General features: G+C 43.6%; 23 protein-coding genes and 2 tRNA genes. All 25 read right to left on the bottom strand.

What is annotated here, in order from left to right; genetic code table 11:
- Positions 1–13: 13 nt before the first annotated feature.
- The gene (locus ABID29_RS09055; RefSeq protein ID WP_354365831.1) at positions 14–856 is read right to left on the bottom strand and encodes a phage tail domain-containing protein; all 843 of its coding nucleotides are present in this window, start codon (positions 854–856) and stop codon (positions 14–16) included.
- Between the two features lie 15 nt (positions 857–871).
- The gene (locus tag ABID29_RS09050) at positions 872–5,521 is read right to left on the bottom strand and encodes a phage tail tape measure protein (protein WP_354365830.1); all 4,650 of its coding nucleotides are present in this window, start codon (positions 5,519–5,521) and stop codon (positions 872–874) included.
- 17 nt (positions 5,522–5,538) lie between these two features.
- Positions 5,539–5,775 (bottom strand): hypothetical protein, encoded by a 237-nt coding sequence (locus tag ABID29_RS09045; RefSeq protein WP_435533163.1) that lies wholly within the window; start codon positions 5,773–5,775, stop codon positions 5,539–5,541.
- Between the two features lie 71 nt (positions 5,776–5,846).
- A complete protein-coding gene (locus tag ABID29_RS09040) occupies positions 5,847–6,296 on the bottom strand; it encodes a tail assembly chaperone (protein WP_354365828.1) in 450 nt (149 codons plus the stop codon).
- 48 nt (positions 6,297–6,344) lie between these two features.
- Positions 6,345–6,935, bottom strand: coding sequence for a phage major tail protein, TP901-1 family (locus tag ABID29_RS09035; RefSeq protein ID WP_354365827.1), 591 nt, complete (start codon positions 6,933–6,935; stop codon positions 6,345–6,347).
- Positions 6,936–6,947: 12 nt separating this feature from the next.
- A complete protein-coding gene (locus ABID29_RS09030; RefSeq protein ID WP_354365826.1) occupies positions 6,948–7,307 on the bottom strand; it encodes a hypothetical protein in 360 nt (119 codons plus the stop codon).
- 7 nt (positions 7,308–7,314) lie between these two features.
- Complete coding sequence (locus tag ABID29_RS09025) at positions 7,315–7,659, bottom strand: HK97-gp10 family putative phage morphogenesis protein (protein WP_354365825.1); 345 nt, start codon at positions 7,657–7,659, stop codon at positions 7,315–7,317.
- Entirely contained in the window at positions 7,656–7,934 is a 279-nt protein-coding gene (locus tag ABID29_RS09020; RefSeq protein ID WP_354365824.1) for a hypothetical protein, read from the bottom strand. The genes ABID29_RS09025 and ABID29_RS09020 overlap by 4 nt, the downstream gene beginning before the upstream one ends.
- Positions 7,931–8,281 carry a phage head-tail connector protein gene (locus ABID29_RS09015; RefSeq protein WP_354365823.1) on the bottom strand — a complete coding sequence of 117 codons (351 nt, stop codon included), beginning with the start codon at positions 8,279–8,281 and terminating at the stop codon, positions 7,931–7,933. The genes ABID29_RS09020 and ABID29_RS09015 overlap by 4 nt, the downstream gene beginning before the upstream one ends.
- Positions 8,282–8,298: 17 nt before the next feature.
- Complete coding sequence (locus tag ABID29_RS09010) at positions 8,299–9,336, bottom strand: major capsid protein (protein ID WP_354365822.1); 1,038 nt, start codon at positions 9,334–9,336, stop codon at positions 8,299–8,301.
- Between the two features lie 3 nt (positions 9,337–9,339).
- Entirely contained in the window at positions 9,340–9,720 is a 381-nt protein-coding gene (locus ABID29_RS09005) for a hypothetical protein (protein ID WP_354365821.1), read from the bottom strand.
- A 21-nt stretch (positions 9,721–9,741) separates the two neighbouring features.
- The gene (locus ABID29_RS09000) at positions 9,742–10,353 is read right to left on the bottom strand and encodes a DUF4355 domain-containing protein (protein ID WP_354365820.1); all 612 of its coding nucleotides are present in this window, start codon (positions 10,351–10,353) and stop codon (positions 9,742–9,744) included.
- Between the two features lie 428 nt (positions 10,354–10,781).
- Positions 10,782–11,051 carry a hypothetical protein gene (locus ABID29_RS08995; RefSeq protein ID WP_354365819.1) on the bottom strand — a complete coding sequence of 90 codons (270 nt, stop codon included), beginning with the start codon at positions 11,049–11,051 and terminating at the stop codon, positions 10,782–10,784.
- On the bottom strand, positions 11,044–11,169 hold the full coding sequence (locus ABID29_RS08990) for a hypothetical protein (protein WP_354365818.1): 126 nt from the start codon (positions 11,167–11,169) through the stop codon (positions 11,044–11,046). The genes ABID29_RS08995 and ABID29_RS08990 overlap by 8 nt, the downstream gene beginning before the upstream one ends.
- A gap of 480 nt (positions 11,170–11,649) precedes the next feature.
- Positions 11,650–12,072, bottom strand: coding sequence for a GTP pyrophosphokinase (locus ABID29_RS08985; RefSeq protein ID WP_354365817.1), 423 nt, complete (start codon positions 12,070–12,072; stop codon positions 11,650–11,652).
- A complete protein-coding gene (locus tag ABID29_RS08980; RefSeq protein ID WP_354365816.1) occupies positions 12,069–12,275 on the bottom strand; it encodes a hypothetical protein in 207 nt (68 codons plus the stop codon). The genes ABID29_RS08985 and ABID29_RS08980 overlap by 4 nt, the downstream gene beginning before the upstream one ends.
- A gap of 2 nt (positions 12,276–12,277) precedes the next feature.
- The gene (locus tag ABID29_RS08975) at positions 12,278–13,789 is read right to left on the bottom strand and encodes a minor capsid protein (RefSeq protein WP_354365815.1); all 1,512 of its coding nucleotides are present in this window, start codon (positions 13,787–13,789) and stop codon (positions 12,278–12,280) included.
- Positions 13,776–15,236: a phage portal protein gene (locus ABID29_RS08970; RefSeq protein ID WP_354365814.1), complete on the bottom strand. Its 1,461-nt coding sequence runs from the start codon at positions 15,234–15,236 to the stop codon at positions 13,776–13,778. The genes ABID29_RS08975 and ABID29_RS08970 overlap by 14 nt, the downstream gene beginning before the upstream one ends.
- On the bottom strand, positions 15,237–16,628 hold the full coding sequence (locus ABID29_RS08965; RefSeq protein ID WP_354365813.1) for a terminase large subunit domain-containing protein: 1,392 nt from the start codon (positions 16,626–16,628) through the stop codon (positions 15,237–15,239).
- The gene (locus tag ABID29_RS08960) at positions 16,621–17,070 is read right to left on the bottom strand and encodes a terminase small subunit (protein WP_354365844.1); all 450 of its coding nucleotides are present in this window, start codon (positions 17,068–17,070) and stop codon (positions 16,621–16,623) included. Before ABID29_RS08960 ends, ABID29_RS08965 begins: the two co-directional genes overlap by 8 nt.
- 145 nt (positions 17,071–17,215) lie before the next feature.
- Positions 17,216–17,287 (bottom strand) — tRNA-Trp (locus tag ABID29_RS08955).
- Positions 17,288–17,424: 137 nt separating this feature from the next.
- Positions 17,425–17,513 (bottom strand) — tRNA-Ser (locus tag ABID29_RS08950).
- Between the two features lie 947 nt (positions 17,514–18,460).
- Positions 18,461–18,892, bottom strand: a complete 432-nt coding sequence (locus ABID29_RS08945; protein ID WP_354365812.1) for an ArpU family phage packaging/lysis transcriptional regulator — start codon at positions 18,890–18,892, stop codon at positions 18,461–18,463.
- 234 nt (positions 18,893–19,126) lie between these two features.
- Entirely contained in the window at positions 19,127–19,345 is a 219-nt protein-coding gene (locus tag ABID29_RS08940) for a hypothetical protein (RefSeq protein ID WP_354365811.1), read from the bottom strand.
- Positions 19,342–19,473 (bottom strand): hypothetical protein, encoded by a 132-nt coding sequence (locus ABID29_RS08935; RefSeq protein ID WP_354365810.1) that lies wholly within the window; start codon positions 19,471–19,473, stop codon positions 19,342–19,344. The genes ABID29_RS08940 and ABID29_RS08935 overlap by 4 nt, the downstream gene beginning before the upstream one ends.
- Positions 19,474–19,548 lie beyond the last annotated feature (75 nt).

The raw sequence follows: 19,548 nt of genomic DNA, 5'->3' as shown, positions 1-19,548 counted from the left end.
TACGCCTCCTCCTTTACTTGTAAAGTTCTACAAAATTCAACAATTTGATAGTACCGTTAAAATTTGTTTTGTATGTGATTCTTTTTTGTGGATTCGGGGCAATCACAAAATACCCGTAATTCGTCTTGGCATTCACATTGATTTGGTTTTTGGTTGTCTCAATTCCTGTCAACCTAAAGACATCACCAGGATTGATATTCCCGACCTGACTATACTCAAATCGCTTGCCCGATATTTCCAAATAAAATCCAGACTGATTCTCGTCAGCAGTCATTTCGACCACAAAGGGCCACTCCAGCTGGCTAAGCTTAGCAGTCCCTGCGTAATCAAAAGCCCCGCCATTAAGCGTCAACGTCTTTGGAATTGTCATACCAAATGGTAAATCCGTTGTTGTAAATGTCATAGAGATATCGTATTTCAGCCCTTGGCCAGAATTCCCTATAAACCGAAAATCAATCTCACTACTTGTGACCACTTTATAGCGGTACTTCCAAGCAGTATGTGGCTGCCTTATAACGTCCAAATCCCCAGTCGTTTGACCAGGAACTTGAAAATCATAAAATCCAGCCTTGTTAGGGAACATTTTGGTGATAAAAAACGGCTCGTCATCTAATAACAAACCGTTTAATTCATCCTGCTTTTCCATGACTGCTCGAGGGTTATCTGCGCTAAAGCGTCCAGATATCTTAATTGTCTTTGCTGTAAAGACTGCCCCGCCGTAAATATTCCCGTTTCGACCACTGACTGACCGCTTATCTATAGAGATGGCAGGCGAGCCATCGGCGACAGTAATATTATAAAGGCCATAGTCTGATAGCTTGACAGACGTATTTCCTTTAGTGATTAACAGATCCATAACTTACCTGCCTTTCTAATAGTTAAAATAATCATTCTTAGCCTCTTCACGGGCTTCCTTCTCTTTGACGTGGGTATAGATTCTATCGCCAACAAACTCATTATGAATTTCAAAGACTGGCTCGGTCAGAGAAGTGTTTTTTACTTCATCAGACAAGCTCTCGATGCTGGATGCGATACCTGAGTTAGATACTTGACCAGATAAAGCCATAGAGCTCTCAACGCCCCATTTCTGGTCTGTAACGGCTAGGGCATACTCTTTACCAAGACCTTGGATTTCTCCCAGCCATCCGGCCATACCGATAGCGAAACCTTCTCCGGTAAAACTACCGAGCTCTTTAGTTTCCCTTGACGGCGAGTGGATGTCCAAAGCCCTACGAATCGTCGCAGAGACGTTGGCTGCGATACTGTTGGCGACTGAGTAGATATACCCTGCCGTACCAGCAAGACCGTTACCAAAGCCAATACCAGCATTATAGCCAGCCGATGCCATTGCTCCTACAGTACCATTCATGATGGCTACCATGTTGTGTCCTGTGCTAGTTGTGACAGACAAGGACTGGTTCATGCCGTTGCTGATAGCTGAGGTTACACCTGTCATCCCTGATTGTGTGACGTTTCGGATTTGATTAAAGGTGTTTGCAAACACCGAGTTCATCTTATTTCCGCCAGACTGGATCGCCGAGGTAATCTTAGCCATCCCGCTAGTTACAGCAGATGACAAGCTATTCATGGCACTGGTTGCTGAAGACTTGGCCTTGTCAAAATTGCTAGTGATGTCAGAGGCAATCTTAGCAGACGCAGAATTTGCGGACGACGATGCGCTGTTGAGCTCCGCTGTAACATTAGTTGCAAGACCGCTAGCTGCACTGTTTGCGCTAGTCTGCATCTGGTTGAAATTCGCAGCGACCTGAGAATTTGCTGTTTGTGCAGCGCTCGTAGCATTAGTTTGTGCCTGCAGCATATTGGCAGAGACGCCCGCTGATAGACTAAGCGCTTGGCTAACCGCATCTAGGTTCATTGTAGACGAAGCGGCGTTGACGCCGTCCGCCATCGCTTGTGCGTTTGCGGTTGCATTGGTGCTAGCTGTCAACAAATGATTATTGACGCCTGTTGCTAAAGCAGAGGCATCATTTGTAGCGCTTGACGCCATCTGATTTGTGTAACCAGCAACACCTGTAGCCATAGCAGCCGACTGAGTTGTGGCGTAAAGGTTGGCATTTGCCAAATTGAGGTTAACGCCATCAGCCAGTACTTGCATGTTTGTAGAGACATTAGTCGCCATGTTAGCGGTTGTCGTCTCCACAGTTGTAGCTGTCTCGGTAATTTTAGCGCTAGTATTGGCTGCGCCTTCGGAGTTTTTACCAGTAACCCAGTCCCAAACACCTGTAAATCCTGACTTGATACCTTCCCAAACACCTGAAAGGGCGTTAGGAATTGCCTCTACCATTGCCTTACCAAGACCCATGATAAGATCAAACCCAGCCTGGATAATGGTCGGTAAGCCTTGGATTAAAGCCATCGCCAACTGGATAATTAATTGGATGCCAGCGGCAATGATTTGTGGAAGAGATTGTACAATGCCACTGATTAGAGATTGGATAATCTGCATCCCAGATTGGATAATCGTTGGTAGATTCTGAATAATCCCTTGGACCAGCTGGATGATGAGGCTCACGCCCGCTGTCAGAATTTGCGGTAGATAGGACACCAACCCGCTGATAAATCCAGTGATAACCTGCGTGCCAATTTGTAAAATTGTAGGCAACATCTGGATAGCCCCAGCTACTAGGGCTTGGATAATCTCAATACCCTTAGCAATAATGTTCGGCATATTGGCCGACATACTGGACATAAAATTAGTAACAATAGCTTGTGCCTGCTCAGCAATCAGCGGGATGTTAGATACAATGCCGCTTGCGATATTAGCAAGCAAATCCATCCCAAGCGATAGCAACTGAGGCAAAGCCCCTACAATTGAGCTGACAAAGGCACCGATTATCGTAACTGCCGAAGCGATTAGGCTATCAGCGTTCGCTCCTACGCCCTGCACCAGGCTAGAGATTAAATCTACCCCAGCTTGAACGATGACAGGAAACATCACCGCAAAAGTATTGGCCAGTTTTGCAATCAGCTCCGTACCGCTTGCAATTAACGCAGGAATCCGACTGGTAATCCCACTAACAAGGTTTTGGATAATCTGTGGCCCTTTAGTCGTTACCATGGTTAAAAGTTGGTCAATTTGACCACCAAACTGACTATTGATAATTCCTAACCCGGCAACAACCAAACCTAAGATAGCCGCAGGCCCGATAGAGGCTAGAGCCAATCCAGCTATGCTGGTCATCGCACTAGTCATTGTTCCGAGGACAGAAAGACCTCGACTCGCAGCATTGCCAAAAACACCCGATAATCCAGTCATTTTGGCGGCAAGAACGCCGATTAAACCGCCGACATTGCTAAAAGCGGTTCCTGCAATGCTACCAAAAAGACCTATTTTTGCGCCTAGACCACCTAAAGCAACTCCTAAACCACCTAATCCGGAGAGGATAGGACCAATTGTAAAAGCACCAACGAAGCTAGCGATAGCTGGTGTCAATGTTCCAAACGCCGCCTTTGCTTTATCAAGCTCCTGACTAGTCAGCTTGGAGCCATTTAAGACACGATCTAAAGCGGGTTCGATATCCGTTAAAGCGTCTAGAAACTTCTGTAATCCTGCGGAATTACTAAACTTATCTACAAGTTTATCCAACCATTGGACCAAATCTGTTAGAAGCGGTAAGACTGCAGTACCTACCTTTATTTGTAGGGTTTCAAACGAACCGCTCAGATACTCGACAGCACCTTTCAGGTTGTTCAGTTTTTCTTTAGCTACGTCCGCCGCTGACACTTTGCTGATAGCGGCCTGCATGGCGTTAGCACCCTCAGCACCTTCCTTCATTGCGATAGTTGCTGCACGGACTGCATCTGAGCCAAACATTGTCTGCAAGGCCATCTGTTGTTGGGCTGGTGTCAAGTCTTTCAAACTATCTTGCAAAACTTGTGAGATTTCTGCAAACGACTTGACCTTACCCTCTGCTGTAAAGAACTTATTGGCGCCGTCTTCAGTGACAATCCCCAGGTCCATCATGGCGTTCCGTTGGGCTTTCGTTTGAGGTTGCAAACGCATCAACATCGTTTTAAGTGATGTACCTGCGTCCGACCCTTTAAGTCCGTTTTGTGCAAACACAGCTAAAGCATTGGTTGTATCGTTAAAAGATAACCCGACCCCTGCCGCAACCGCAGAAACAGCAGATAAGCCGTATTTTAGCTCATGGACATCTGTCGCTGAAGCATTAGCTGCACCTGCCAATTGGTTGGCAGCATCTGTCACAGAGAGATTATCCGCCTTAAATGCGTTAAGAGCTGTCGAAGCAATCTCCGCAGACTCGGCTAAACTTAGTTCGCCAGCAGTTGCCAAGTTCAACGCACCTGTTAAGCCACCGTTTAAGATAGCAGTCGTGTCGACACCGGCCTTGAGCAACTCAGCGATACCATCTGCTGCCTCGCTGGCTGAAAAGGCCGTGTCCGCACCAGCTTTTAGTGCAACCTGATTATACTTAGCCATTTCCTCGGCCGTGGCACCTGTCAGAGCCTTAATGTTGCTCATTTTGCTCTCAAAGTCCGCCGCCTTTTGGACAGACCCGACAATAGCGCTCTTAAACCCGTGAAATGCAGCAAACGCCGCGCCTAACGCAGTCACCGTCAGTGTCGCTTTCGTAATGTTATTACCAAGAGTCTGCACACTACCGCTAATCCCGTTGATTGCGCTTGTTGCTTTAGCTGATAGGTTAGAAAAGCCATTCCCGAGCGTGCTAGCCATCTTAGTCGATAGATTGGCCACACTGGAGACGAGTTTGCCACCAAATGAGTTACTGATTTTATCGGCTGTACTATCAAATTTTGATTTTAGGATACTTAAAGACTGGGTAGCACTCGAAACGATTCCAGAAAAAACATCATTCCAAGATGATTTTCCAAGACTCAAAGCGGTTTTTGACAATGTCGAAACTAATTCTGATCTTAAAAAACCAACCTTGGCTGCAGTTGAAATAGCACTGCTTCCAATCGCTCGAAAAACGCCAGAATGACTCTGCATATTATTTGCAGAGTTAAGAAAAGCGCTACCTACCGCGGTTAGTTTACTTATCGTTCCATCTGCAAATTTATTAACTGCATGATGCAGTTGAGAAATAGCGGCGCTTGGTTTGCTGATAGCCTTACTGATATCAAAATTAAAAGTTTTTGCTATACTTGCATTAATCTTACTACCGACAGTTGAAACCGTTGTCTGAACAGCTGTCATGGCTCGTGCAAATCCATTTTTTATGGGTTGGGGAATTTTTTCGCCAATGGATGCCGCAATCCGCTGGATTTGACCGAGCGACAAGTTCAATCCTGTTGAAAAAGCATTCCCGAGACGTTGCCCCAGAGATTGGCCATTGCTTGCTAACTGCGCCATAATCTGACCAACCATTTTGACCAACCCGTTTGAACTATTGACAGCTGCATCCTGTGCCCTCTGAAAAGCCTTCTGGGTACTAGCTTGGATTTGATCCATAGCCTGCTGATAGTCTTTGATATCCGCGCCGACATACGCAAAGATAGACCCATCAAATTGCGCCATTTTGCCCTCCTTTCTTTTTATCGATTCATGAAATAGTCATTTAATTTTTTAAGTTTTTCCGCTAGATTATCGCTTCCCCGTTGACCGGTCGAATGATTACCATTAAACAGATTACGGACCTTGTCGCGTTCTTTTTTCTTACTAAGCTTGCTTGCGCTGACCTTCTTCGCATTAAGCGTATAGCGCAATTCCAAGGCCAATGCAGACAAGTTTTCGCGTTCCTCAACCTGTCTGTAATGCAGACCTTCAAGGATGGCGTCTAGCTCCCACTTATTCAGCGAGTAAATAAGCTCTAAGTCTGTTAGACCTAGCCTTGCACACTCTGTTAAGATACTGCGTTTTTCATCTCGCCAATAGTTTCTTCTACCGCTTTGACCTGCACCTCGTCGATGTCTTTCTGACCTTTCATGTACTTGAGGGCTTTTTCCATATTCGCGATATATTTCAAAATCTTCCCTTTGAAAAAACCAGATTCCACCATTTCATCTTGAATTCCTTTAAAAAGCTCATCTGTGTCAGTCGCTCCATGGTCTTCCAGCCATGTTACGATAGCAGTGATTGCTTCGTTTTCGCTGGTTTTGTCTGTTGACAAGACAATCAAATCAACAATGCCTTGGTCATCTTTGTTTAAGATTTTGCTAAATAGGTTAGCCACGCCGTCGTTGTTCTTTTCACCAGTCTGAGCGTTAGTAGTCGCCAATTTCTTGTCAATCGCAAACATTAAGCGGTAGTCGAATTTAATCTCGACAGATTTGTTTTTTACTGTAAATTCCATGATTCCTCCATAAAAAGAAAAGGGATGACACACGCCACCCCTTGCTAATTAGTCTTCAGACTTTTTAATATTGTCGTAGTCACCAGTTGTTTCGCCTGGATTTTGGTATCCGTACACATCGTTGAGCAGAGCGATTTCCTCATCAGAGAGAGGGAATTCACCATTTTGCAGCTTCCCGACAATGCTAGCGGTGTAGTTAGCTTCGACAACGTCTTCCACACCTTCGCTGTATTCGATATCCCCGATTTTAGCATAGCCAAATTTCGCAGGGTAGACATCTTTCGTTGAGAGGTCTCCTGAGCCTTTTTTCTTAAGGCTTTCATCTGCAAGCACACGCCAGATTTTTACAGACTCCCCTGTATCATTGGCCTTTTCAATAACAGATACAGACGGATCAGCAGGTGCAAATTTAGTCGTCAATTCGATTTCGTGAGCTGTATTGGTTTTGTCTAACAAAAGACCTTGTTGGGTCTGCTCGTCAGAATATTCTGCTCCTAGCGTCAAACTTGCGTCAGTTCGGTATGCGGGCAGGATAGCGTTGCTCCCGATTTTTGCATGGATAGATTGGATAAAGTAAAAGACCTTCTTACCAGATAATGGCTTGGCGGTCGTTACTTTAATTTGTTCAGTTACTTCCATTTAATTCTCCTTTTAAAAAATTGTGTCAGAGACTGTAATAGCGACATGATAAACCTCACGTCCTATACTGTCATCTGGAATGATATTGGCTGTAGCATTTCGCCTCCCTAGTGCTCGTAGAGCCTTTGACTTCATTTCCTCAGCCTCTGTTCGACTAGTTCCTTCAAGGTACAAGTCAATGTTTACCCGTATATCCTCAATCAAGACCCCTGTCTGGGCAGTTTGTGAGGTGTCAGAGTTATTAGACCCAATAACAGCAAAAGGTTCCATCTGGTCAGCACTAGGTAATTTAAAAAAGATTGGAATAGCCAACGCTTCCAACCTCTTGGCAATGTCACTTAAAAATAGGGTAGATGGCGAATAGTGCGTCATGCTTCACCTACCTTCCGTAAATTTTCTTTAGATTATTGATCAATTTTGGACGTTCAGCATCAATTGCAGGCATCATAAACGGTTGAGCGCGCATCTTACGCGTCCCTTTCTCGACGTATATCGCATAATGTTGAGGTGCCGTAACCTTATAAGTCAACTTGCCAGCCTTTGCCGAAAAAATCGTATTTCTCAACGCTCCTGTATCGACAGGGGCATTAACCTTAGCGCTACGTTCAATCCGCAAACCAGAGCGTTCTAGTTCTTTTTCGGTAGCTAATTGAGCTTGCTTGCTCTTATAAGCCATCTGACGGACCAAGCGATCAACTCCTTTAACCTTAAACTTAATGCTCATAGGTAGATTACCGTTTGATTCCGATAGTGGATTTTACCGTTTATCTTACGGATTTTGCCTTGGTATTTAACCTCAACAAATCCATCATATTTCCCCTTGAGATAGAGTTTAAACCGGTCATGACTATAGTTGCCAAAAATCCCCATCTGCTCATCTATGGAAAATCCACCACGGAAACAAGGGATAGGTTCAGACTCTTTCTTAACGATTTTCTCGCCCAGCAATTCCTTCTGCGTTGTAGTTGTGATTAAGACAACACGGTCTGCGTATCTCATAAAATAAACACCCTTCCTGGGCTTGCCTGCCCAGACCGGCCAAAAGCTTTCTGGAGCATGTCATCATAAGGCAGAAACTCATTCTTGTTGTCGTAATACGACACCGAATGCCCTTCTACACTTTCTGACCTCGCTCCCTCAGAACCCCGCCTGTTAAACCGTTTGATAGTGCAATCCTCAAAAATAAAAGAGTAGGCGTCATCAATCTCTGTGACGCCGTATTCTGCTTTAAAATGCTTAACCACACGATCAAGGAGCATTTCCAGCAATTTATCCTGCAAATTGTCCGTGATTTCTAAATCAATTTTAATATTATCAATAATCTTTTCCTTGTTTAGTGGTGCCATATAACACCTCCTAGATATTAAGGTTCAATGTCTAGCATGTACACATTGTCTAGCTGTTCAAAGGATGGTAAGGCAATCATAGATACCTTGGTCTGCACATTGACAGGATCTGTCTCCTTGGTAGTCGTGATAGCGATACCGGTTTCAACGATAGATACTTCCGCATTGTTCACACCAGACATAAGATCGCTTTCTTCTGGCGTTGTACCAAACACCGTGCGACCTACCGCTGCATTAGGCGCAAAGGTTACAGTACCATCTGGGAAGTATTTCTTGATGGTTCCATCATCGTCACGGTAGGTGTCATCTACCACTTGAATAGACAGACCGTACTCATCTTTGAGGTAGTCTGTAAACTCCCGCTTAGTGACAGACGCACCAGTTGGAGCAAGCGGCTTGATCAGCGTCACTGTGCTTGCTGCATTTTTGGCCAAAGCAAAGGTCTTGCCATTCATGATGAGGACCTCTGCTTTGCCTCCAAGGAGAGATAGGGCATTAACTGCACCTTCGATGTCTGCAAGAGGTGTAGCCTTAGCAGCAGACCAGGCGGTCTTTACAGTACCCTTATGGGATTCTTCCACGCCGTAGTCATAGTCTAGGCTTTGACCGTTAGAAACCACAGAGATTTTACCAGTCGCAAGGACCTGCATCCGCATAGCTTCCAAACGAGCCTTGGCACCAGAAACAAGCGTCGCTTGGTCATCAAAGATAGTCTGCACAACAGTGTCAATCAACGCTGTGTTGTTGGTTTGTTGCAAGATATTCAACTGCTGACGGTCAGCCTCCTTAACAAGCATAGCCTCCTTAAAGAACGGCATTTCTTCTTCGGTTAAGGTGACCGAAATACGGTCACGAAGTGTCACTTTTGTGTCAAAAGCAGACGCACGAAGCACTACCGGCTTACCTGCTGCGCCCTTTACAAAAGCCAGTTTTAGACCTAGTTGTTTAGTGACCGGGAAAGCTCTTTCCCCAAAAGTAGTATCAACATTTTGCTTAGCTGCATTGTAGTAGCCTGCCAGGTTAGCAGCTGTAACAGTATCATAAATTAAAGGCATGTATTAGACCCCCTTTACAAATTGAATATGTGGCAGCTTAGCTTTGACGTTAGCGTCAACAGTGCCACCATTGCAACGATCCTCACGGATAGTCCCGCGATAAACAAGCGCCGCTGATGCATCGCCATCGGTCACATCAACATCTGTCAGTAAAATACCGTCAACGTATTCAGCAGATGTATCATTAGTCAACTTCTTGACTTTTTTAGTGCGATCAGCAAAGATGGACACACCATCACCAGCCAAAAATGTACCAGCCTTCAAAATCTTTCGACCGTTTTCGGTCACAGTTCCTGTAGTAGCCTTATCGACTGTCACAGAGATAGCTTCATACGGCAAATTGTGCAAAATCTCAGCACTTGTGCCTAGTTTTGTTGTTTTCATAACAACCTCCTTGTGTATTGATTAATCCACTAACTTCCCGCTGTTTTGAGCGACAGTAGCCCCCAAACAAGCACCGTAGTTAGTTGTGCTAGACGCACCAGTCCCGCCACTTCGTGGAGAATCCTGGCGCAACGATTCCTTAACTTTGGCATTGACTGCTTTATTAAAAGCAGACTCAAACACCCCAACCTTTTCCAGAGCTGTTTCTGCATCACCAACAGCTAATAGCTCGGCAAATTCAACAGGCAAGCCTTTTTCCGCTAGGTCTTTTGTAACCTGGACAATTAATTTTTCCTGTTCAAATGCTGCACGTTCCTTGGCAAACTGAGCCTGTTGGTCTTCAAATTCCTTGCGTTCCCGCTCAGCAGCCGATAAATTGGCATAGTCTTTTTCCTTTTTGATAGCTTCGGCGATACGGTCTTGTTCGCCTTTTTTGTAATTCTCCAAGGACTTATGCACGGCCTTGTTGATAAGACTGTCCAATTCCGACTGTGATTGCGGTCCCTTAAAGGTCTCTACTCCGTCATCGCCAACCTCTGTTGCTGGCTCTTGAGCTTCTGTTTCTTGACCAGATGCAGAACCTGTTCCTGTATCTGCTGAGTGCTTGAGTAATTCTGCTAAAGTTTTCTTCATGTTTTCCTCCTGCTAGTCCTATTCGTCACAGATGGTCTCTAACACATCGTCAGAGCCACGAGAACGGACGTCTCACGCTCTCTAGTCCCTCCCGAATGGTTTTGGTCCACCTTTGCAAATAAGCCACGCTTTGATGATTATTTTGCCTAGTTTAACGCCGTGCGACAGGGCAAAAAGAAAACTGGTCAGTTTCGACCAGTTTTGAGTAGTTTCAAGTAGTCTTTCCTACCAGCCAAGAAATTATATATAGTGACAAACAGAACACGAGCCACCGTCATTCTCGGAATGACAGTAACTACATCTGGAGTAACTTACAGAACCACCACCAATCTTTGCATATGCTACAAATTCATTTAGCGGACTGTGCTTCACATCGTTTGAAATGCCACTGATATCTCCCAATCCGACCCTGAATTCCATATCTACTCCTATTTCCGACCGAACCAAGATCGCTTAGTCTTGAGTTCTTTCCTAAGTTTCTTGTTCTCCGCTTTAACTTGTTCCAGGGCTTTTTCCAGCTTATCAAAACGGTTGTTAGTGGCCAAAGCGTGCTGTTCTTGGATTTTTTCCAGGTCCTCAATCTTGGACTTGTGAGATTTCAATGCATGAAAAGCAAGCTCTATGCGGGCAATCGACTCAGCGACCTTGGTTTCAAGCCTCGCAACCCGAGACCATTTCTTCTTAATCCGTTTATTCATCGGTTTTTACCTCCAAAAATTTATTTTTAATTGCTATCAGCAGATCGTACTCTGACTTTGGGATAGTTATCATTTCAGGACTGGTAATTCGAATGCTATCAATTTTATGTTCAAACATGTTTTTTTAACTCCTCTATATATTTCACATTCGCCCAAGTGGCGTGCAGTGATGGGCTTATTCCATGAAATTCATTACAGCCTCTACGAATACACGACTTCCCAGAAATTACAGTCTTTCTGTGGAGCCAACTTAAGAGCTTCTCGATCACACTTCCTCCCTTCTTAGAAATCGAAGCCTCTCCAACCTCTGGTACAGCTAAAATAGAGCGCCTATTAAAAATCGCTCCACCTTCAACTCTTGCTGATGGGCGTAATCCTCCTGTCCGCAACATCTCATCACTCCCCTGATAAGTGTTTCACGATTTCGTCTAATAACGCCTTAATGATCGCTATCCAAACGAATACAAAGAAAAAGGCCACTAACGACAACGCTAGGCAGCCTATCAAATATAAAAGTTGATTAAATATCATGTGTTCCTTCCTGTATCACACATTTTTTCTACCGCATTTTGAGCAGCAAAAAAGCACTTAGATTTCTCTAGGTGCTTAGATAGTTAATAGCGTCTTGGTATTTCTTACAGCGGTTTAAATCTTTTTGAGTAACTTGACTAAGTCTAGTCAAATCTGAATTATGACGTAAATCAGCCAACTTCACAACTCTGGCAAGTTCATTGCTTTTAACAACCGCCAGATAATCCTCATAGTCTTGACCTTTCTTTTTAGTCAAAACGTCTACGGCAGTAAGGATTTTTTGAGGAAAACCATGCTCCCTTAAAAACTCCAGAGTGACTTCTGTATCTTCTAGGACATCATGAAGATAAGCAACTGCTTTTTCCTCATCTGTAACCACGAAACTGGCAACAGCTTCTGGATGTTTAATATAATCCACGCCTGCTTTATCTACTTGGCCAAAGTGGGCTTTTTGAGCAATTTCATGAGCCTTATCCGCTAAAACTATCATGCAGCAGTAAGCCCCATGATAAACATATTAGCTTCTTTTTCAGTCACTTCCTCATAATTGTCAAAATCGCTGAAGAAAATCTTATCATACCAAGCTTCTTGGACAATCCATCCTGATTCAGCATTGTAAACTTCCATTTGACCTTCAAAGTAGCGAACAATTTTAGGATGTTTTGTTTTAATAAAAAAGTATCGTGTTCTCATTTTTATTTCACTCCTTCAATACCACCAGGGATGGTCAAGTTTTTGCTCAACTGAATCATTTCCTCATCTAGTTCCAGTTTGCGTTCTTTGCTAGTTGTAGATAATCGACGCTCTTCATACAATTTATGTAGTTTACCATTTTTTAATTCAAAACTTTCTTGAGTATGATATTGCATTTCAAAAGCAATATCATCTTTTTCTAAAATAGTATTAACGCCTTTATACGGCCCAGAATCAGACCATGTGTTCTTAACCTTCTTGACTTCAAAACCACTTTCAATGAGTTTTGCTTTCATCTCATCATAGTTTTTCCCAAAATCTTTAGAATCAAGAAGTGTTGTATATCTAAGTACGTCTTTAATTTGTTTAGCTGCTTCTTGAATCGAAATCTCTTCAAGCAATGAATCAGTTTCAATCTTTCTGATAAGAGATTCCTTTGACTTCAATCTAAAATCTAAACCCGCAAGATACCCATTGCTTGATCTCGCAATTGAATCTAATGCTTCAGTTATTTGAGGTTCTGATTTCGCTATTTCATCCAACATACTTTGAGCGATAGATTGAGATGTATCCATACCTTGATTATACCCTAGATTATCTGGGATTTCAAGAGGTTTATCCAACTCTTCCTCATCTGGAATAACCGTAGACCGGCAATTAAAATGAAATGGAGGGACTGTAACACCAACCTGGAACTCGTCTAAGTGGTACCGTCTATCCTCCTTAGCGATATTTCGGCAAATCTGAGTCGTCCTACCATCCAGCTGGACCAAAATCCGATAATACTCAAGTCCTGAGTCTTGATAGCGACGGATGGTTGCTCGATTAATGATAGAGGTACCGTCAGTCCTGATTAAGGTCTGAGCCCTTGAACGTGCCACGTTGTACTTGGTCGCCAGCTCTTGAGCCATAGTCCGTACATCATCGCCACGGACGAAACCACGCTTTAACACCTCTTGTAAATCTTTTACAAGCCTATCCGTGTTTCCCCAGAGTTGCTCGGAGTAATCAGCGCCGTTAAATGGTGTCCGTATTAACTCTTGTAAGGCTGGCTCGTTCAAGGCGCTAACATGTCCACCCAAGGCTTTTTTATAAACGTAATTAGCCGTAGATTTGAGATAGTTTTCAAAAGTCTTCCGGAGCACGCCATTCATTGCCCCGATTTTATACACCAGTTCTAAGTTCAAGGCCTCCATGCGGGTTACCTTAGATGCTGCATACTGCTCATTCAATCGTTTTAGTAGTTCTGGGTCCTTCTCAGCTTGCTCACGGTACTTTTTAGCGTTGGCTTGATAATCTGACAGGTCTTGCCCTCGGAGACGCTGTAGAGCCTCCTGATAGTCCATAGCATTGTTGTCGGCATATCTCGTTACAAACGCAAACAACTCTTTTTGCATGTCTACAGCTTCAGATGTGTAAATCCTCTGGATTTCAGCAAATACATCAATATCCGTTCGGTCTATGTGAGCGAGAATAGCTTTGCTACGATTGACCCAATAATCATTGTGTTTCATGCGCTATCCTGCCTATTGGTTCTGTTGTAGCTACAGACTGCAAACGCCCCATCTCATCTGAAGCTTTGACACCTGTTGCGTTTTCCAAAAGACTAAACACAGTCTCATCACTGACCATCCCGTACAGATTTTTGGCGTTTGCAATAACGTTGCCTGCATCTGCTGGCAGATTAGGCGTAAAGGTAAAACTGAGTTTTGAAACATCAAAGTTTGTTAACTCTTTGGCTACCTGACCGATATTAGCAATCAAACGGTATCGCCGTCTCAGAGACTTCTCAAAAAGGGCTTGCATATCCACTCGTTCTTGATCAAGACCGAAGACTTTCCACTTCATGGCCTCTCCGGATTGATGCCCTGAGAAATTCATATCAGTCATATCAGGGGTATTAGTAAACTTGTGGATATCATTAACTATCCGATTTTTATAAGCCTCGGTCCCAGCCACATCATATTGCTTGTAGAGATACTTAGCGTCAATATGCCCTTCTCTCCCTTCTGTATCTGTTGGCGGCTCGAGATTCATCAAGCGTGCCTTGCGCATTTTGCGCATAAATTCGATTTGTTGCTCTGGTGTTTGGCAAGTCTCGGGAAAACTCATGCGACCAAAGATGGCCAAGATTGCATCTGACAAATCCTGCATATAGTTAGCTGTGTCAGACTGACTAGCGTCATAGAGATCAATTAAGGACAACTCTGTCTCGTAATCCCCCAACCCTGACGCTGTATTGAGATACTCGGTTATGGGGACCAGGCCGAAAGAATGAGGTTTCCTATCAATTTCCTCAAATTTACCATCATAGACAAAAGTAATGATGTCGCTATCTGTGTAAATTTCGACGATTTCTTTGTCGCCGTCAAATTGACCAGCCTTGTAATACCGCACCCCTGCCACGCTATGCGCCTCTAAAGTATTATCAAACACCACAAAGGTACTAAGTGGATCTAGTTTAACGGTTCTTGTCGTGTCATCCTGAGCACGATAAACCATGTCATAAGCACGCCCTGTCTTTGATAGATCCAGCACTAGCGCTCTGTTGATGCTGTGGAAGTCGTTTTGTTTAGCTAACTCATCTATGATAGCTTGATTGTCTCCGTCTCCCTCGTACTTAACCTGGATAGGTTTGCCAACCAGATAGCCTTGTTTAAAGACTGCAATCGCACGTCCGAAATTATGGATCGCTCTTGCATCTGCCATGTCTTGCTCACGCCTACGATTAGAAATGCTGACTGTGTGATTATTCCCCTCTGCATAATCCAGCAGTTCTTGAATCCGCGGACGCTGAATTTTCTTATGATGCTCAATGACATTTCTGAGCAATTCGAAATCGTTTACTAACAGCTCATCCAGCTCCTTGGTCTGGTATCTCAATCTAGCTTCACGATGGAATCGAAACTCTAAGATTCGACTGCGCCCCGTGCTATCTACAAATGTTTCTTTATGCGTCATTTATAAACCAAAACCAGCTCGCAAAATGTCGAACTGGCTTCCTTTCTGTTGTTTTTCCCCAATCATTCCGATATAAGGGATAAATCCGTACTGACCAGCGTTGATTGTATGGTCATTTCTATCCTCTGGCTCGTCCTTGTTTTCCTTCCAAGAGTAAACCTCTAACTCATGGATGTGATGGGCGCAATCTTCTACCACTTGGTAATAGCCTTGCTTCATCCACCCTGCCATAAGATTTATCCTATCAATAATTTTCATGGACTTCTTGGCGTTTAAAAATTCATAAATTAGACCGTACTTTCCGGCATATTTTCTAAGTTCCATGAGGGTCGCTTGGTCCGCGTTATCCACATAGATTTTTCTTGCGAATCCCCATGTATCTTTGCAGACATCTAAAAATTGATGCAAGAGCCTAACGACATCAGACGGCGCTATCTTATCCCCAGATAAATCTTTGTTATTGTAGACCCTCTCAGCAAGCGTCACAAGCCTTCCGTCATCCGTTATCCCTTGAAAAATAAAAGCAATCGTGTCGTTAGATTGCTCAGAATAAGACGTGTCCACGCCGCAAGAAAAACGGGTAAAGTTGTAATTTTTAGCTTGCTTTCGGTTAATGACATTAGCCTCTCTGGTAAACATAGGGAAAATCAGACCTTCTGCACGCCCTCGAAGCCCTAGGATTTTGTTTTTGTAAATTTTAGTGCCGACTGCAACCGTGCCAATAATTTGTTGTTTCTTTTCTTCCGGTAGTCCTGCGTTGTGGTCAAAATTAAAAAACCAGTACGTCCAATTTGGATGCGCTGGTTGCTTGTTTAATTCGTCCTGTATCTCTTTTGGTGTATCGTTTATGTATTTGTCAAGACTTCTAAAACGATTGATATACTGCCCATAAACAGGCAAATTAGGGTCATCGGGGTTCATTGTACACATCCAGTAATCACAACGCATAGTTGATTCTTGGATAAAATCTGTATCCGCTGTGTTAATTTCATCTATGTACCCGCAACCAAACTGCGAACCTAGAGCCTTTTTCCATTTTGTTTTATCTTCATATCCGAGAATAAAAATAATCTTATCATGCTCCGTGTTATCATCAACGTGATAGACCAAGTGAGAAATTTTGTAGTCAATACTACCATTCCCGCGATATTGGACTAAGTCCCCAAAAATGTCAACGATACCCAAATCAGAATTGATGATATTTTTCTCTGCGTCCCCAATGGATTTTGACGCAATAAAATGTAGCTTTTTAGGAGACTTGGCGACCTTTAGCATAAACTTAAAAGCTCCAACGGTTGTCTTGCCTGCTGCGGTAGTCCCTTCAAGAGCCTCTGCTTCTGCATTATGTTTGAGAAAATCCTTGTATTTATCAGATAGTATTAACTCACTCATGCGGACCCTCTAACTGCTCTAGAATAGCATCTAATTTATTAGTCGACACGTTAGCATCAACATCAACTTTGTCTGTCCACATCCTATACCGTTTACCTAGCAGTTCCAGAGCCTTGTTCCTGTCGCTATTTTTGGTCGGTGTCATGACAATTTCTGGCACATCCTCGTACCCCTTAACAAACTTACCTGTTTCAGGATTTTCCAGCATTACCGGTTTTTTCGTCATAAATACATTGGCTTCCTCTGCCTGACCCGAAGCGATTTCAGACAACATGACAAGGATTTGTTTTTGAGTCAAGATTTTTTCATCTTGCAATTCTTCCATGCGATTTTGGATATATTCGGAAATTCCAACATTTTCCAACAATTGGCTTGACTGAGCTTTCGCATACTTCTCGCTATACCCAGCCTTGACAGCTGATTGATAAGCATTTCCTGAGATGATGTACTCATCTGCAAACCGTCTCTGTCTCTCGTTGATTTTCCATCACCTCCAATCAAAAAAAGCCACTCAATGAGTGACCATTGTTGTCGTCTAGCGACCTTAAAATAATATGTTGTCATCTTAAGGCGTGACCATAACCTAACAGGCTCTGTAGGATTCGAACCTACGTCATCGGTTTTGGAGACCGATATCTTAACCCCTGGACAAAGAGCCTTTTTACTGGGTATAAAGGTTCCGATACCCAGATGCTACTAAGCAACTACTCGCATGCACTTCGTTGCTTTTTGCTTTAACCTTAACGTTTTTATCCTAGTCATGAGCTTCGGACTGAGGTTTTAACGTCATCCTCAAAGGAAAGAGTGGGATTCGAACCCACGGGCCGTTAGTTGTACGGCCACTCGGTTAGCAACCAAGCGCATTCAGCCTCTCTGCCATCTTTCTAAAATAACCGCTGAGATTACACGTTTAGTCGATTGTCTTTCAAAGCCTTATAGTTTAGCTTTTTATCCACTCAGATCCCTCTGAGTAACAATCATGCACGGTTAGTTAGACCAACCACTCCTTACGCCATAAACTACTAAGCCGTTTTTCAATTAACGAAACCCCCGCTAAAGGACTAAGCTGCTTTACTCTTCGACTTTACTCTTATCCTTGCGAGACTTGAGTAGGTAGTCAAACTACCGAAGTACACTTTCATTTATGACGGGCAATGACTTTTGCTTTTAACAATATTCATCATTTATGAAACATATCAAACCAATGCTTGTTTGTTAGCATACCACAGACGTGCATCGCCTTGCGTTTCGTTCCCTTTTGAGCAACAAAATGCGCAACGCCTGCTGTTATCATCGTGCTGGCAACACTCCGACTTATTAAGTGTCGACGGGTTATCCACCCGCTTAAACTCAACATGCTACCCGCTCTTGACGCGACCCTCGAACTAAGATAGCTTATTCCTCTGACGTGTTCGCCTCACATACTACTGACGCAGTTCCTCACCGATTGGCTCTGGTAAAATGCTTTGACTTCACACGCTGACACCATCAGATGCCATTAAGATTGTATTGCTTAGATTGACCATTGCTGGCGCTAAAGTCGGTATGCCATGACTAAAGCTTTCCTGTGTCACCACAGATTATCTAGGCTAAGCCCTAAATGGAGAGTGCGGGAATCGAACCTGCATACGTTTCAGACCCTTAACGGCCATATCGCTCCACCGTTGAGCTACCTCTCCAAACCAAGACACCAGGTTTGGTTTAATAAAGGAGATTGGCGGTCATAACTCACGACCCATGTCAAAACGATTACCTCTCCCTGGTATCTCGATAATATTATTTTAGCACAGATAAACAGTTCAGGATTCCGGAATTATTCCGCTAAAATTCCGCTAATTTTCCGATTTTTCAACGACTAACGAACTGTCTCTGTACAGCTCCGCAAAAGCCAGTAGCGCTGCGTTTAAAATATCGTGATACTGAGTCTTTTCATATCCCAATTCATTCGCTATCTGCCGATTGGATTTTGGATAGGTCATGATGTACTTGTCGAATAGTATTCGCCGATGCGAGGGCTCAAACAGATGACCTATCGCAAACTCAATGGCGTCTAGCTCAGATATCGCATCTGCCCTGTTGATTGCTAGCCTCTCTACTGGTCTATTTGGCTGTCCATGTGGTTGCCGTGGCTCAAAGGAGTATGTAGCTGTCACCTTTTGATCGCCAACCTCCGAAGCCACTGCACGCCATCGTCTGTGCTCCCTGAGTTTTCTCTCGGCATTTGCCTTGGTTTTCTCAATGTCAATTTCTGGGAAAAATGCCACTCTGCGTCTCCTTTATGGTATAATAGTTCTTGTGAGAAAACTATTAGCTGAGGCAGAGAGTGCTTTGGCTTTTTTTATGGTCTGATACCATAATAATTGTATCCACATGATACGCTACAAAAACCATATGTATTGAAATATTTGTCAAATATCCCAATTTTATCTTTACATACTGGACAATGCGTCCTAATATATCTTTCCCCCTTGTCTAATCCTTTCAATGTCCTTTTTTTCTTAATACGCTTGTTCATTCAATTGCCTCTCTATGCTTTCGCTAAATGCCTTACCAAAGGCCACCATACCATCAATGATTGCCTGGACAATACGACCCATAGCCTGTATAACCTCAGCTAGCTGTTCGACCGTATAGCCTGATATCAGTTCCTGCCCAGGCATTTCTAACCGTCTTCTTGCTCTGGCAATAGCCTGTTTTCTAGTTTTGTTCAGACTCATCTTGACCGCCTTTTTTTATTTTCAACATCGACCTTATCCATCATCTTCAACAGGATAAACCCAATCATGGCCACGGTCAGAACCAGCGTGACCCCTACAATAGCTGCAATAACAATAGCTGTGTTCATTTTTCGCCACCTCTCTTCTTCAAAAATTTTGGGACTCCATCGCCCACCTTCTCGGCAAATTCCTCTTGTGTCGTG

It is taken from the genome of Streptococcus rupicaprae, from assembly GCF_040545225.1.
Lineage (GTDB): Bacteria > Bacillota > Bacilli > Lactobacillales > Streptococcaceae > Streptococcus > Streptococcus rupicaprae.
This window is presented reverse-complemented; position numbering and strand designations above follow the sequence as displayed.